This is a genomic window from Clostridium disporicum, assembly GCF_001405015.1.
Taxonomy (GTDB): Bacteria; Bacillota; Clostridia; order Clostridiales; family Clostridiaceae; genus Clostridium; species Clostridium disporicum_B.
The window spans coordinates 66,648-81,515 of record NZ_CYZX01000005.1 but is presented as its reverse complement, the minus strand read 5'-3'; the positions used below and the strand labels follow the sequence as shown (position 1 = coordinate 81,515).

Annotated in this window: 12 protein-coding genes; 11 read left to right on the top strand and 1 reads right to left on the bottom strand. The window is 30.0% G+C overall.

The genetic code is table 11. The features are described 5' to 3' along the window. Positions 1-81 precede the first annotated feature (81 nt). The 11 genes from tpiA (at position 82) to ARA56_RS04500 (ending at position 12,909) form a co-directional block, all read left to right on the top strand. Complete coding sequence (tpiA, locus tag ARA56_RS04550) at positions 82-828, top strand: triose-phosphate isomerase (RefSeq protein ID WP_055264435.1); 747 nt, start codon at positions 82-84, stop codon at positions 826-828. A 496-nt stretch (positions 829-1,324) separates the two neighbouring features. Further along, positions 1,325-2,863, top strand: a complete 1,539-nt coding sequence (gene gpmI, locus ARA56_RS04545) for a 2,3-bisphosphoglycerate-independent phosphoglycerate mutase (protein ID WP_055264433.1) — start codon at positions 1,325-1,327, stop codon at positions 2,861-2,863. 275 nt (positions 2,864-3,138) lie between these two features. Then, the gene (locus tag ARA56_RS04540) at positions 3,139-5,328 is read left to right on the top strand and encodes an alpha-galactosidase (protein WP_055264431.1); all 2,190 of its coding nucleotides are present in this window, start codon (positions 3,139-3,141) and stop codon (positions 5,326-5,328) included. Positions 5,329-5,559: 231 nt separating this feature from the next. Continuing rightward, on the top strand, positions 5,560-7,464 hold the full coding sequence (locus tag ARA56_RS04535) for an ABC transporter substrate-binding protein (RefSeq protein WP_055264429.1): 1,905 nt from the start codon (positions 5,560-5,562) through the stop codon (positions 7,462-7,464). Between the two features lie 75 nt (positions 7,465-7,539). Further along, positions 7,540-8,514 carry an ABC transporter permease gene (locus tag ARA56_RS04530; RefSeq protein WP_055264427.1) on the top strand — a complete coding sequence of 325 codons (975 nt, stop codon included), beginning with the start codon at positions 7,540-7,542 and terminating at the stop codon, positions 8,512-8,514. Between the two features lie 3 nt (positions 8,515-8,517). Further along, positions 8,518-9,426 carry an ABC transporter permease gene (locus ARA56_RS04525; protein WP_055264425.1) on the top strand — a complete coding sequence of 303 codons (909 nt, stop codon included), beginning with the start codon at positions 8,518-8,520 and terminating at the stop codon, positions 9,424-9,426. Between the two features lie 12 nt (positions 9,427-9,438). Then, positions 9,439-10,461: an ABC transporter ATP-binding protein gene (locus ARA56_RS04520; protein ID WP_055264423.1), complete on the top strand. Its 1,023-nt coding sequence runs from the start codon at positions 9,439-9,441 to the stop codon at positions 10,459-10,461. 1 nt (position 10,462) lies between these two features. Then, positions 10,463-11,476 (top strand): ABC transporter ATP-binding protein, encoded by a 1,014-nt coding sequence (locus ARA56_RS04515; RefSeq protein WP_055264421.1) that lies wholly within the window; start codon positions 10,463-10,465, stop codon positions 11,474-11,476. Continuing rightward, positions 11,419-11,685, top strand: coding sequence for a hypothetical protein (locus tag ARA56_RS04510; protein WP_055264419.1), 267 nt, complete (start codon positions 11,419-11,421; stop codon positions 11,683-11,685). Before ARA56_RS04515 ends, ARA56_RS04510 begins: the two co-directional genes overlap by 58 nt. Beyond that, complete coding sequence (locus ARA56_RS04505; RefSeq protein WP_084758953.1) at positions 11,682-12,689, top strand: glycosyl hydrolase; 1,008 nt, start codon at positions 11,682-11,684, stop codon at positions 12,687-12,689. Before ARA56_RS04510 ends, ARA56_RS04505 begins: the two co-directional genes overlap by 4 nt. A 28-nt stretch (positions 12,690-12,717) precedes the next feature. Then, the gene (locus ARA56_RS04500; protein ID WP_055264415.1) at positions 12,718-12,909 is read left to right on the top strand and encodes a hypothetical protein; all 192 of its coding nucleotides are present in this window, start codon (positions 12,718-12,720) and stop codon (positions 12,907-12,909) included. Positions 12,910-12,965: 56 nt separating this feature from the next. On the opposite strand, the gene ARA56_RS04495 is transcribed toward ARA56_RS04500, so the two are convergent. Next, the gene (locus ARA56_RS04495; RefSeq protein ID WP_055264413.1) at positions 12,966-14,726 is read right to left on the bottom strand and encodes a sensor histidine kinase; all 1,761 of its coding nucleotides are present in this window, start codon (positions 14,724-14,726) and stop codon (positions 12,966-12,968) included. Positions 14,727-14,868: the final 142 nt, after the last annotated feature.

Genomic DNA, 14,868 nt, shown 5'->3' with positions numbered 1-14,868 from the left:
ATCAAAATTTTAATTTGGTTATTTGAACTTACTCCTCCGATAGGAGGAGTTTCATTAAAAAATTTGTATGAGGTGATTATAATGAGAAAAGCTATTATTGCTGGAAACTGGAAAATGCACTACACTCCAGAAGAAGCTGTTAAATTAGTAAATGAATTAAAGCCATTAGTAAAGGATGCTACTTGTGATGTAGTAGTTTGTCCTACTTTTGTTTGCTTAGACGCTGTATTAAAAGCTGTAGAAGGATCAAACATCAAAGTTGCTGCTCAAAACATGCACTTTGAAGAAAAAGGAGCTTTCACTGGTGAAATCGCTCCAAGAATGTTAGAAGCTATGGGTGTTGACTATGTTGTTTTAGGACACAGCGAAAGAAGAGAAATGTTCAACGAAACAGATGAAGCTTTAAACAAGAAAGTTAAAGCTGCTTTTGCTCACAACTTAACTCCAATTCTTTGCTGTGGAGAAACTTTAGAGCAAAGAGAAAACGGAACAACTAACGAAGTAGTTGGAGCTCAAATCAAAGCTGACTTAGAAGGTTTATCAGCTGATTTAGCAGAAAAAGTTGTTATAGCTTACGAACCAATCTGGGCTATTGGAACTGGTAAAACTGCTACTGATGAACAAGCTAACGAAACAATAATGGCAATCAGAGGAATCGTTGCTGAAATGTTCGGTAAAGAAGTTGCTGATAAAGTAAGAATCCAATACGGTGGATCTGTTAAGCCAGGAACTATAAAAGCTCAAATGGCTCAATCTGATATAGATGGTGCTTTAGTTGGTGGAGCTAGCTTAGTTGCTTCAGACTTTGCTGCAATAGTTAACTACTAAAATAGATATAAATTATAAAGAGATAACTCTAAGTGGGTTATCTCTTTTTTATGCAATTTATTAGATTATTATATATAATTGATTTTGGAAATTTAGGAACAGTTAAAATTACATCTGTTTAAGATTCTATTTTTTATAGTACTAGCTTAGAAAATATACTTATTTTTAGAGAACCCAAAAATAAGTATTAAAGTAAAATAGAAGTAATTTATACAGTGTAATTAACAATGATGTAAAGATAAGAAAAAAGGTCAAATATTATAAAATTTACTAAAGAAATTTCATAGGAAAAATTTTCAACAAACGTTTACAAGAATAGCTATTTAGTTGTGAAGGTTATATAATTATAGTATAATAAAAAAGAATTTGATTAAAGATATATATATTATACCAATTATATCTTAAAGCGAAGAAATTTGTTAAAATGATGCTTTATTTCAAATTCAGCTTTTACGAGTCAAAATAGATGAAATTTTTATATAACTTGGAGGGAATTATGGCGAAGAAACCTGTAATGTTAATGATATTAGATGGATTTGGAATAGCTCCAAATGGTGATGGTAATGCTGTAGAAAAAGCTAAGAAGCCAAATTACGATAACTTACTTGCAAAATATCCACACACTGAAATACAAGCAAGTGGTATGTTTGTAGGATTACCAGATGGACAAATGGGTAACTCAGAAGTTGGTCACTTAAATATAGGTGCAGGAAGAATTATATACCAAGAATTAACAAGAATAACTAAGGAAGCAAATGAAGGCGGATTCGCAAAGAATGAAGCTTTATTAAAGGCTATAGAAAATGTTAAGAAGAATAATTCTGCATTACATTTAATGGGATTATTATCAGACGGGGGAGTACACTCTCATATAGAACACTTAAAAGGATTATTAAAGTTAGCTAAAGATATGAACATAGAAAAAGTATATGTTCACGCATTCATGGATGGAAGAGACGTTCCACCATCATCAGGAAAAGATTTCATAGTTGAATTAGAAAAAGCTATGGAAGAAATCGGAGTTGGTGAAATAGCTACAGTATCAGGAAGATACTATGCTATGGATAGAGACAACAGATGGGAAAGAGTTGAACTTGCTTATAATGCAATGGTATTAGGTAAAGGTGAAACTGCTTCTTCAGCTGTTGAGTGTATGGAAAAATCATACCATGATAATAAGACTGATGAATTCGTATTACCATGCGTTATAGAAAAGAATGGAGCTCCAACAGCTACAATTTCTAACCATGATTCAGTAATATTCTTTAACTTTAGACCAGACAGAGCTAGAGAAATAACTAGAGCTATAAATGATAAAGTATTTACTGGATTTGAAAGAGAAAACTTAGACTTAGTATTTGTTACTATGACTCAATACGATAAGACATTAGAAGGTGTTGAAGTTGCTTACAAGCCACAAAGTATAAATAATACTTTAGGAGAATTCGTTGCATCTAAAGGATTAAAACAATTAAGAATAGCTGAAACTGAAAAGTATGCTCACGTTACATTCTTCTTCAACGGTGGAGTTGAAAAAGAAAATGAAGGTGAAGATAGAGCTCTTATTGCATCTCCAAAAGTTGCAACTTATGACTTAAAGCCTGAAATGAGTGCTTATGAAGTAACTGAAGAATTAATAAATAGATTAGACCAAGATAAATATGATATGGTTATCTTAAACTATGCTAACCCAGATATGGTTGGACACACTGGTGTTATGGATGCTGCTGTTAAGGCTATAGAAACAGTTGATGAATGTTTAGGAAAAGTAGTTAACAAAGTATTAGAATTAGATGGAACAGTATTTATAACTGCTGACCACGGAAATGCTGAAACTATGATAGACTACTCAAATGGTCAACCATTTACAGCTCACACAACTCAACCAGTTCCATTTGTATGGGTATCAAACCACACAGAAGGAAAGAAATTAAACACAGGTAAGTTAGCTGATATAGCTCCAACAATGTTAAGTGTTATGGGCTTAGAAGCACCAGAAGAAATGACTGGAGAAAACTTAATAGTAAGTAAGTAGTTTATAATAAATAAAAAAGAACTATCGCTGGATTAGGCGATAGTTCTTTTTGCTTTATAAATTATATATTTTTCTTGAATGAGAAATATAAGTATTGGTAAAATATTGATATATATATAAAGAATAGGGAATTTTAATTAAATAAAGATATACAAAAAATCAGTAATATTGACTAATATTATTAACTTTATAAATACTATGGAATAAAATAAATAACTATAATATCTTAAGGGTAAAAGATAAATAATAAATTATTTAATATAGGAGAATTTAATATGGGAATAAAATTTATTGAGGATAAGAAAATATTCAAACTAGATGCAAAAGATACATCATATATCATTTCTGTGATAGATGAAGAGCAATTTGTTGGACATGTGTATTTTGGAAAAAAGATAATTGACGAGGATGTAAATTATCTTTTACGTTTAGAGGAGTCACCATATGTACCATCAAAGAATAATCGTGATAGAGTATCATTCTATGATAGTTTCCCCACTGAATACTCCACTCATGGTATAGGAGATTTTAGAGAAAGTTGCCTTCAAGTGAGGGATAAAAATGGAAATACAAGTTGTAGACTACAATATTTATCTCATGAAATATATAAAGGTAAGAAAAAGTTAGCGGGATTACCAGCAACATTTGGAGATGATAATGAATGTACAAGCCTTGAAATAACATGTATAGATAATGATTTAAATCTTGAGGTTATTTTAATTTATACAGTATTTGAAAACCTAGATGTAATTACAAGAAGTGTAAGAGTTAAAAATTGTGCAGAAGATTCAATAGCGTTAACAAAGGTTTTATCAGCGTGTATAGATTTCGATGGGATTAATTATGATATGATTTCTCTTCATGGATCATGGGCAAGAGAGAGACACATATCAAGAAAAAAAATAAGTTATGGGAAGCAAGCTGTATCGACTGTACGAGGTGAATCAAGTCATCAAGATAATCCGTTTATAGCTCTTTTAGATAGTTCAGCAACAGATGAAAGTGGAAATGTATATGGATTTAATTTTGTTTATTCAGGAAACTTTTTTACTCAGGTTGAAGGATGTCAATTTGATACTACGAGAGTAGTTATGGGAATTAATCCAGTTGATTTTACATGGGTTTTAGGTAAAGACGAAGAATTTCAAGCTCCAGAAGTAGTTATGGTTTACTCAGATAAAGGAATAGGGAAAATGACTAGAACCTTCCATGATTTATATCGTAATAATTTAATTAGAGGTAGATTTAAAGATAAGAAACGTCCAATATTAATAAATAACTGGGAAGCAACTTATTTTGATTTTAATACAGAAAAGTTATTATCTATAGCTAAGGAAGCATCATCTTTAGGAATAGAGATGCTAGTAATGGATGATGGATGGTTCGGAAAGAGAAATAAGGATAATTCATCATTAGGAGATTGGATAGTAAATGAAGAAAAAATACAGGGTGGATTAAAATATCTTGTAGATGAAGTGAATAAGTTAGGAATGGAATTTGGTATATGGTTCGAACCAGAAATGATATCACCAGATTCAGATTTATATAGAGCTCATCCAGATTGGTGTATTCATATTGATGGTCGTACACCTGCGTTATGTAGAGAACAATATGTTTTAGATTTATCTAGAAAAGAAATAGTAGACTATATTTATGAAAGTGTTAAAAAGGTTCTTTCAAGTGCTAATATAACTTATGTTAAATGGGATATGAACAGACAAATAACTGATTTAGGTAGTAAATGTATTCCGGCAGAAAGACATGGAGAGTTATTACATAGATATGTTTTAGCTGTTTATGAAATGATGGATAGATTAACTACAGATTTTCCTCATATATTATTAGAAAATTGCTCAGGTGGAGGGGCAAGATTTGATCCAGGTATGTTATATTATAGTCCACAAATATGGTGCTCTGATGATACGGATGCTATTGAAAGATTAAAGATTCAAGAAGGAACAGCTATGGTATATCCACTTTCTTGTATTGGGGCTCATGTTAGTGATTGTCCTAATCATACAGTCGGAAGAAGTACACCTTTTGAAACAAGAGGTCATGTAGCTTTAGCAGGTACGTTTGGATATGAATTAGACGTTACTAGAATACCTAAAGAAGATAGAGAGATGATTCCAAAACAAGTTGAAATGTATCATAAATATAATGATTTAGTTAGAACAGGAGACTATTATCGTATAGAAAATTTCTCAGAAAATCATAGTTTTGATTCTTGGGAAGTTGTATCTAAGGATAAAAAAGAAGTTTTAGTTACTTGTGTGCAAGTATTGGGAAGAGCAAATTATCATAGTAGAAGAATAAAGTTAAAGGGATTAGTAGAAGATAAAATGTATAAGTTAGAAGGTACTAAAGAGGTATTTTCAGGGGGAGTCTTAATGCATGGAGGACTTAATATTAAGGATTTACATGGAGATTATTCAAGTAAGCTACTACATCTAATTCAAGTATAAATTTAATAAAAATATGCTAAGCGTTAAAAAGTTTAGCATATTTTTTTATTTTTAAGTATTTATCGAAACTAATATTTATAAAAAGTGACAATAAAAAATATACAAATCTTAATATATATATACGATAATTATTCCCTATACTCAGAAACGTTTACAGAGGATTTTACGAGATTTATACTAAAAACATCAAATAAATAAATTATAAATCTTTTAAAAAGTAGGGGGAGAATCATGAAGAGAAATAAGTTAAAAGGGATTATAGCAGTAGCTATAGCGCTGACTTTAAGTGTTACATCATTAATCGGATGCGGAAATCAAAATGCAGGAACAGCAACAGATGAAAATGTTACATCTGAATCAATTTTAGACTCAGTAATAAGTGTAGATACTGTATTAAAGAATGCTAAGCTTGAGGGTGAAAAAGCTGATGTAGCAGGAACTGTATTAAGTACAATGGTATCATTTACGCCAGGAGCAGCAGCTCATGGTAATCCATTAGTAAATGGTGGACCAGATTGGTCAATGCAACCATTAATATTCGATTATCTATGTGATTACAGCTCTCAACCAGAAAAAACATTTAAACCTTCATTATTAGAAAGTTATGAGTTTGAAAATTGTGTATTAACTATGAAATTAAAAGATGGTCTTAAATGGAGTGATGGTAGTGCTATTACTGCAGATGATTTAATGTGTAATCTATTTATAGAAATGACTGTAAACAATATAGCGTACTACGCTGAATCGGTAACTAAAGTAGATGATTTAACGGTAGAAATAAAGTACAACAAGGACTCTGCGTTATTACTTGATTATGTATTAAAATCACCTTTGATGTATCCAGCTGAAAACTATGGTGAATTTGCTAAGGTTTTTGAAGAACAATTTAATAATAATAGAGAGCTTGATGATGATGGAAACTTTAAATTCACTGCTGATGGAGATTTAAAAGTTAATGAAGCTACTACAGAGCTTAATAATTACTTACCAGATTTAATGAGTATAAAATGTTCAGGTGCATATGTTCCAAAGACAATGACATCAGCTGAAATTATATTTGAACAAAATCCTAATTATAGAGTACCACTTTATATAGAAAAAATTAGAGGTATAAGACCAACAAGTACAGAATCAAATGCATTAGCAATTTCGAATGGAGATTATGATGCAGAAGGTATGGGATTATCTCCTGATTTAGCTCAAAAGGTAGCTGAGAATAATGCAGATACAATAAGACAAATGGTAGTTCCAGAGTTTAGTTCTTTAGGTTTCTGTATGAATACTCAAACATACCCAACTAGCGATGTAAATGTTAGAAAAGCAATAGCGTATATCATAGATTCAGCTCAAATAGCTCCAGTATCTGAACCAGGAATGGTAAAAGGGGATGAGTATGCAGTTGGACTTCCACCTTCAATAAGAGATAAGTATCTAAGTCAGGATTTCTTAAATACACTAGATAATTATGATGTTAACTTAGAAAAAGCAGCTGAATGCTTAGAAGCTGCTGGATGGAGCAAAAAAGGTGATAAGTGGGTTGATGCTAATGGAGATAGTCCAGAAATCATAGTAGCTGGTGTTGGTGAATATCCTGCATATGTTGTAATGGGTGAAGCAGCAGCGAATATGTTAACATCATTTGGATTAAATGCAGTATTTACACCGAAAGAAGCAGCAGCGTATAACGATTATGCAACATCTGGACAAGGACATATGGTTATAGATGGATTTGCGTCAGCAACTAATACTCAACATCCATTTGAAGCTTACAACGGAATTTGGTGGTATGGACAAAGAGGTATGAACTTAGTATTCCCAGAGCAAGGTAAATTAGTTTGGAAAAATGATGAAACTGGAGAAGAGTTCCAATACTCAGATAAAATGACAGAGTTATTTGATGCAGCAAATGATGAAGAAATAACAGCTGTGACAGAAGAATTTGCACAATTTTTTAATGATAATGTGTGGTTTATTCCTGTAACTGAAAAGTACTATGTATTTAGAATTCATAATCCAAAGCTTTCAATGGCTGAAGCTCCAACAGGAGAACAATTAAGTGACTTCTATTGGTCAGGTACAACTAGTGCTCTTATAGGAAAGATGATAAGAGGGGAAGAATTATATTACATTAAATAATTATTTATAAAAAAGTTAAAGTAAATAGGGCTGTTAGTTAACAGCCCTATATTTAGAATTAAGAGGTGATTTGACATGAAAAGATTAGCTACTTGTCTTGCAACAATGCTAGCTTCGTTATTATTAATATTTTTCGTAATACAAGCAATGCCAGGAGATCCAGTCGATACATTGACGCAAGAATATATGAGATCAAGTCAATTATCATATGAACAAGCCTACAACAAAGCAAAATTAGCTTTAAATTATGACCCAGATGAACCGGTGGTTGAGAGATTTGTATCATATGTAAAGGGAATTGCAACAGGAAATTTAGGACAATCTATGTCTTTTAAGGAATCAGTATCTAAAATAGTTTTAGGGGCTCTTCCTTGGACATTGCTTGTATGTTCAATATCATTATTACTATCATTTACTGTAGGAGTAATTCTAGGAATTTATGTAGCTTGGAAGAGAAGTAAGTTATTAGATGGTGTTCTTACTGGATATCAAGCAGTTTTAGGATCTATTCCAGATTATATAGTTGCATATTTATTAGTTTTATTATTTTCATTAACACTTGGATTATTTCCATCAAAAGGTGCATATGACTCATCAGTTACACCAGGATTTAACTTAGAATTTATATTAAATGTATTAAGTCATGCAGCATTACCAATTTTAGCATATTTCTTAACTACATTAGCTGGATGGATAATGGGGATGAAAGCAAACTGTATGTCAGTTTTAGGTGAAGATTATATAAATTATGCAAAAGCTAGAGGTATATCAAATAAACGTATTATATTTAGCTACTTAGGAAGAAATGCAATGCTTCCGATGGTAACAAGCGTTGCTATATCATTTGGAATGATGTTTGGAGGATCACCTTTAATAGAAAATTTATTTGTTTATCCAGGTGTTGGATATTACCTAACCACAGCTATTTCAAGGAGAGATTATCCTCTTATGCAAGGAATGTTCCTAATGATAATTGTAATGGTATTATTATCAGGATTATTTGCAGAATTCTTGAATACTAAATTAAATCCAAGATTAAGGGAGAAATAAGATATGAATAGTACAGCAAGTGTAAATAAAATAAAAACCTTTGAAAAAGAAGGAACATTTTTAACATCGCTAAAGGAATTCTTTCAAGTAATTTGGAGAAATAAGATGGCGAGAGTAGGATTTTTAATTTTAGTATTTTTCTTATTACTTGCTATTTTTGGACCAATGGTGGTGCCTGCACCGGAATCAAACTACTTAGCAAGATTAAAACCACCTTCTGCAGCTCACCTTTTAGGAACAGACTATGCAGGAAGAGATATTTTAGCATTATTTATAAATGGATCAAGATCGGTTTTATTAGTTGCTTTTTATGCAGCATTATTTTCAATAGTATTTGCATGTGGAATTGGTATAACAGCAGGTCTTGTTGGAGGAAAAGTTGACGAAATATTAATGTTAATAACAAATATAGTTTTAACTATGCCAACTTTACCTGTAACAATGGTGCTTTCAATGGTTATAAACGTAAGTAATGATATATTATTTGGATTAGTATTAAGCTTATGGTCATGGGCTGGTCTTGCAAAGGCTATAAGATCTCAAGTGCTTGTAATAAGGAATAAGGATTTTATTGAGGCAAGTAGAGTAATGGGAATAAGCACAATTAACATTATTATAAAAGATGTAGTGCCAAATATAACTTCATTTATAGCTATAAACTTTATAGCGATAATGAAGGGAGCTATAATGACATCAGTTTCATTAATGGTTTTAGGATTAGTTCCTTTTAAAGGCAGCCATTGGGGAATGATGATACAGATGGCAATGTCACAATCAGCAGTTTTATATGGTGGTCTTGGACCAATAGTTTATTTTATGACACCTATTATGGGAATAGTTTTATTCCAATTAGGATGTTATTTCTTCGCAAATGGGTTAGATGAAGCAATGAATCCAAGATTACGTAAATAGGGAGGGTACATTATGAAACCTTTAATAGAAGTTAAAAATCTTACAATAGAATTCTTTTTAAAAAATGGAAAGCTAAGAGCATGTGACAATGTTTCTTTTACAATATATAAAAATGAAGTATTAGGAGTAATAGGTGAAAGTGGAAGCGGAAAATCAACTTTAGCTTCAGGGATATTAAATCTTGTACAAGCACCTGGAAAGATAACATCGGGAGAAGTTTATTATTATGATGAAGATGACAAGAAAGTTAATTTATTAGAGCTAAGCACTGATGAGTTTAATGAATATAGATGGAAAGAGATAGCTACAGTATTTCAAGCTGCACAAAATGCTTTAAATCCTGTATTAAAGATAAAGGAGCATTTTATTGAAACTGTGTTAGCTCATGATCCAGGCAGAACAGTCGAAGATATTATAAAAAAAGCAGAAGAAGTATTAAGATATGTAAGACTAGATACGAATGTACTTGAATATTATCCACACCAATTAAGTGGTGGAATGAAGCAAAGAGTATTAATAGCTTTAAGCCTTGTATTAGATCCAAAGGTAATATTACTTGATGAACCTACAACTGCTTTAGATGTTATAACTCAATGGTATATATTAGATTTATTAAAAGATATTCACGAAAGACTAGGAGTAACTTTAATATTTTTAACTCATGATATTTCAGTTATATCAGGAGTAATAGATAGAATTGCAGTTATGTATGCTGGAGAGCTAGTAGAATTTGGTGAAGTTGCAGATGTATTTGAAGAACCATCTCATCCATATACTAAAGGGTTATTAAATGCAATACCAACATTAAATGATGACGTTACACAGCGTAAAGCTATACCAGGAAATCCTCCAAACCTTACTCAAGAATTTAATGAATGTAAATTCTCTCCACGTTGTAGTATTTTTTTAGCTGGTGAATGTAAGGGAAGTAGAGAAAAGACTAAAGTAATGTACTTTGTAAATGATACTAAATGCACTAGATGTTATGAATTTGCAGAACGTCTAACTACAGTAAAGTCAGAGGAAGGTGCGTAAAATGAGTTTATTAAAAATAGATAATATAAGCATAGAATTCGATAATAGAGTTAATAAAAAGGAAAAAGTTAAGGTATTATCTGATATCAACTTAGAGGTTGGAGAAGGAGAAATTGTAGCGGTAGTTGGAGAAAGTGGATGCGGAAAAACTACATTAGGCAAATTAATTGTTGGAATTCATAAACAGACTAAAGGAAAAATATTATATAAAGGAAAAGATATAAGTAAGCTAAAGAGAGCTGAGTTTAAGGATTATAGATTAGGAGTTCAGATGGTTCATCAAGATTCTTTTGCTGCTTTAAATCCAAATAGAACAATATTCCAATCTTTATCTATGCCGTTATTACAGCATAAAATAGCTAAGAATAAAGCAGAAGCTGAGAAAATATTAAAAGAATATTTTGCTGAAGTTGGATTAGTTCCACAAGAGCAATTCTTATATAAATATCCTCATCAATTAAGTGGAGGACAAAGACAAAGAATTTTACTTGCAAGAGCATTATCTGTTAAGCCTAAATTAATAGTTGCTGATGAACCTGTATCAATGGTTGATGTATCATTAAGAATTTCACTTATAGATTTAATGACTAAGATGAATAAAAAGTACAATATATCTTTTGTTTATATAACACATGATTTAGCAACTGCAAGATATATCGCTAAAAATGGAAGACTTGTTGTAATGTATTTAGGAAAAATTATTGAGTTAAATAATATATATGATGCTATCGATCATCCTAAACATCCATATTTCCATGCCTTACTTGCAGCGGTGCCTCAAAGTGTTGGAAAGAGATCTGATGGAGGTTCAAAAGAGTTACCTTTAAGAACTTTAGATATGCCGAGCATAATTAATCCACCATCAGGATGTAAATTCCATACAAGATGTCCTTACTATACAGAAAAGTGTGAAAAGGAAGAACCAGAACTACTTCAATATAAGGGAGGATATGTAGCATGTCATCATGTGGAAAGGATAGAAAGAGAAAGGGAAAAAGTAAAAGAAGTGATATAGATTTAACATCTATACTTACATTTATAAAACTTATACAAGCTATAGGTTGTGGAATGCTAGGCATATCAGTTTTAGGATTAATATTAGTAGGGAAAAATCCATCAGCACAAGTTCTTTATATTATGGTTATAGTAGTAAATTTGATAATAGTATTTGGAGGATTATTTCCTATAAGATATTTAACAAATAAGGTTAGTAATGAAAAATGAGCAAAAAATTGATGGAAGAAAAAGAGATAAGTGAATTAGATATTCCTAACTTTAGTTTATCTAATAAAAATGCTAGCATTGAATGCAAAAAATTGATGAAATATTTTTCAAGTATATTTGAAAAAGGAATAATAAGTGGACAACATTGTAATAAAGCAACTATGCCAGATATTGAATATATAAGAAGAGTTACAGGAAAGGTTCCAGCTATATTGGGATTTGATTTTCTAAGTTATTCAGGGGAAATAGAAACACCAGAAAGTACATTTGAATGTATAGATGAATTAGTCAATAATAAAGGAAGTGTAGAGGCTGCTTTATATTGGGCAAAGAATACTAATGCAATAATTACTTTTTGTTGGCATTGGTTTTCGCCTTTGAATGGAAAGGATAAAAGTTTTTATACAAAAAACACAAGTTTTGATCTTGTTAAAGCACTTATTGATGGGACTGAAGAAAATTTAGCTTTGATTAGAGATTTAGATATGATTGCTTATGAATTAAAAAAATTTAAAGATGCTAATGTACCTATACTTTGGAGACCACTTCATGAAGCTTGTGGTGGTTGGTTCTGGTGGGGAGCGTATGGAAAAGAAGCTTATATTAAATTATATAGATTAATGTATGATAGATACGTTAATTATCATAATCTTAATAATTTAATATGGGTGTGGAATTCCCCGGATAAAGAGTGGTATCCAGGTGATGATGTGGTAGATATAAATAGTGCAGATTATTATTCATCATTAGGAGATAATAGACCATTAATTGAAGAGTATAATACTTTTTATAGTATTCCAACTACTAAAAAACCGTTAGCATTAGGAGAAAATGGCCCAATACCTGATCCTGAACTTATAAAATCATCAAAAGCTTATTGGCTTTGGTTTATGGTTTGGAATAATGTATCAGAAAAAATTGTATGGAACTCAAATGATGTTTTAAAAAGATTTTTTAATGATGATTTTTTAATAACTCTTGAAGATTTACCAAAGTTAAGGTAGTTTAAGAGGTTTACGGGAGGATATTTTTATGAAAGAATCTAAAAATGCTCTAGAGTTAGCTTTACATCTTTTTAAGATAGGAGAACTAATAAGAGATATGGATGAAAAGATTAATAATGAAGATGATAATGAGTTAAAAAGGATATATATAAATGAAAGAGAAGATATGTATAGTACTCAAATAGATATGATTCATAAGTTAAGATCATTAAATATATAATCTGAAAACCCCATGGATAAGAATCCATGGGGAAAATTTTGGGGTAAATATAAAGATTATTTAATTATGAAAGGAAGAGTTAGAACCATAGATGTCCCTTTACCTTTAATACTGAATATTTCTAACCCATAATTAGAGCCATAATTAAGCTTTAATCTTCTATTTATATTTCTTAAAGCGATGCCTTTAAAATTATTATTTTTATCATTAATATAGTCGTTTAGATTATCACGAGTTGATTCATCCATACCAATACCATTATCAGATATAGATAATAATAAATTGTTATCTATTTTTTGACCTTGAATTATTATTTTACCATCACCACTACATTCACTAAGTCCATGGTAGATAGCATTTTCAATTAAAGGTTGGATTATCATTTTGATTATCTCGCAATTTAATAATTCATCAGGAACCAAATTCTCAATGGTGAATAGTTGATCAAAACGTATTTTTTGTAGATATATATAATTGTTTATTATTTCTAATTCTTTATTTAATGTAACTGTATTGATTTTTCTATTCATACTATATCTAATTATAGAACCAAAGTATTCTGCCATTATTGAGGTTTCTAAATCATCATTAATTTCAGCCATCATGTGTATAGATTCTAAGGTATTATATATAAAATGGGGATTAATTTGGTTTTGTAATTGTCGTAGTTCCAATTCTTTTTGCTCAATTTGGTTTTTATAATTTATATTTATTAAGTCATTTATACGAATCTTCATTTTATTATAAGAGTTAATTAATAATCCTATTTCATCATCTTTATTATATGAGATAGTAGAGTTAAGATTTTTTTCTAAATTATTTGCCCCCATATTAACTATTAAAGATTTTATTGGATTAAATATTCTTCGTATAAAGAATATATATAAAATTATAGTTAGTATTAAGAAGAAAATTAAGTTTATAAAAAATAATATTATATATAAACTATTAACTCTAAATACTTCAGATTTTGGCATAGTATTAGTAAGAATCCAATTAGATTCAGGAATATAATTTTTACAGTTAACATATTTTATTCCCTCGGTTATATAGCTAATTGTTGGCTCTGAACTTTTATAATCTGTGTTAATAGAATAGTTATCTATACTAAAATCTTTATTGGTAGTCATTATCAGATTACCATCAGAATCATGTATAGAAATAACTTGTCTATTAAAAGGTAAATCGTTAGTTAATAGGTTTAAAAAGTTTTCTACAGGTACTGTCACAAGGATTAAACCAGTAGGTTGATTTGTTGTTAAATCAATAATCTTCCTAGTTAATGCTATTAATTTAGTAGAGCTATCAATTTCGATATCAAATATATTATTTTCAGTTATATTTGTAAAAATATTAGTTTGGCTATCTGATAATAAAGCTTCTTGAAACCAATTTTCTAAGGTTGGATTGATTAATTTAAAGTTTGAACTATTTCTGCTGGAGAAAACTCCACGACCTTTTAGGTCATATATATAAGCTCCGTTTATAGAATCATTTTGGATTAACATCATTTCACAGATATATTTTAAATAGTTATAATCAGTAATTTCACTATTATTATCATTTAGAATAGCATTAAGTTTGCTTACTTCTGGGATAAGTAATGGGTATTTAGATACATCAGAAATATTGTTAAGTTTTTCTATTATCTGTTGGCTTAGACTTGAATTGAAATTTTTAACTACTTTTTCTGTTTTGTTAAATTCATATTTAGAATATGAATATAAGTTTAATGAAGTAGCTAAAAAATATATAACATACATAAAAATTAAAATAAATATAGTGAGTCTTTTAATTGATAAATTCATTTTAAACATAATAATTGCCATCCCATAGAGTTAAATATGATTAGAAATTTTATTTAATTTAATTATACATAATATAGTAAAAAAAATAAAATTTATTTAAAAAGTAATATATTTAAAAATGTAAACATTTAATGTATAATTTTAGTATGAA

What these genes read in the sequence shown, in the direction of transcription:
- gpmI (WP_055264433.1), top strand. Translation starts at nt 1,325, where the DNA reads ATGGCGAAGAAACCTGTAATGTTAATGATATTAGATGGATTTGGAATA.
- tpiA (WP_055264435.1), top strand. Translation starts at nt 82, where the DNA reads ATGAGAAAAGCTATTATTGCTGGAAACTGGAAAATGCACTACACTCCA.
- ARA56_RS04530 (WP_055264427.1), top strand. Translation starts at nt 7,540, where the DNA reads ATGAAAAGATTAGCTACTTGTCTTGCAACAATGCTAGCTTCGTTATTA.
- ARA56_RS04500 (WP_055264415.1), top strand. Translation starts at nt 12,718, where the DNA reads ATGAAAGAATCTAAAAATGCTCTAGAGTTAGCTTTACATCTTTTTAAG.
- ARA56_RS04510 (WP_055264419.1), top strand. Translation starts at nt 11,419, where the DNA reads ATGTCATCATGTGGAAAGGATAGAAAGAGAAAGGGAAAAAGTAAAAGA.
- ARA56_RS04540 (WP_055264431.1), top strand. Translation starts at nt 3,139, where the DNA reads ATGGGAATAAAATTTATTGAGGATAAGAAAATATTCAAACTAGATGCA.
- ARA56_RS04495 (WP_055264413.1), bottom strand. Translation starts at nt 14,726, where the DNA reads ATGTTTAAAATGAATTTATCAATTAAAAGACTCACTATATTTATTTTA.
- ARA56_RS04520 (WP_055264423.1), top strand. Translation starts at nt 9,439, where the DNA reads ATGAAACCTTTAATAGAAGTTAAAAATCTTACAATAGAATTCTTTTTA.
- ARA56_RS04505 (WP_084758953.1), top strand. Translation starts at nt 11,682, where the DNA reads ATGAGCAAAAAATTGATGGAAGAAAAAGAGATAAGTGAATTAGATATT.
- ARA56_RS04535 (WP_055264429.1), top strand. Translation starts at nt 5,560, where the DNA reads ATGAAGAGAAATAAGTTAAAAGGGATTATAGCAGTAGCTATAGCGCTG.
- ARA56_RS04525 (WP_055264425.1), top strand. Translation starts at nt 8,518, where the DNA reads ATGAATAGTACAGCAAGTGTAAATAAAATAAAAACCTTTGAAAAAGAA.
- ARA56_RS04515 (WP_055264421.1), top strand. Translation starts at nt 10,463, where the DNA reads ATGAGTTTATTAAAAATAGATAATATAAGCATAGAATTCGATAATAGA.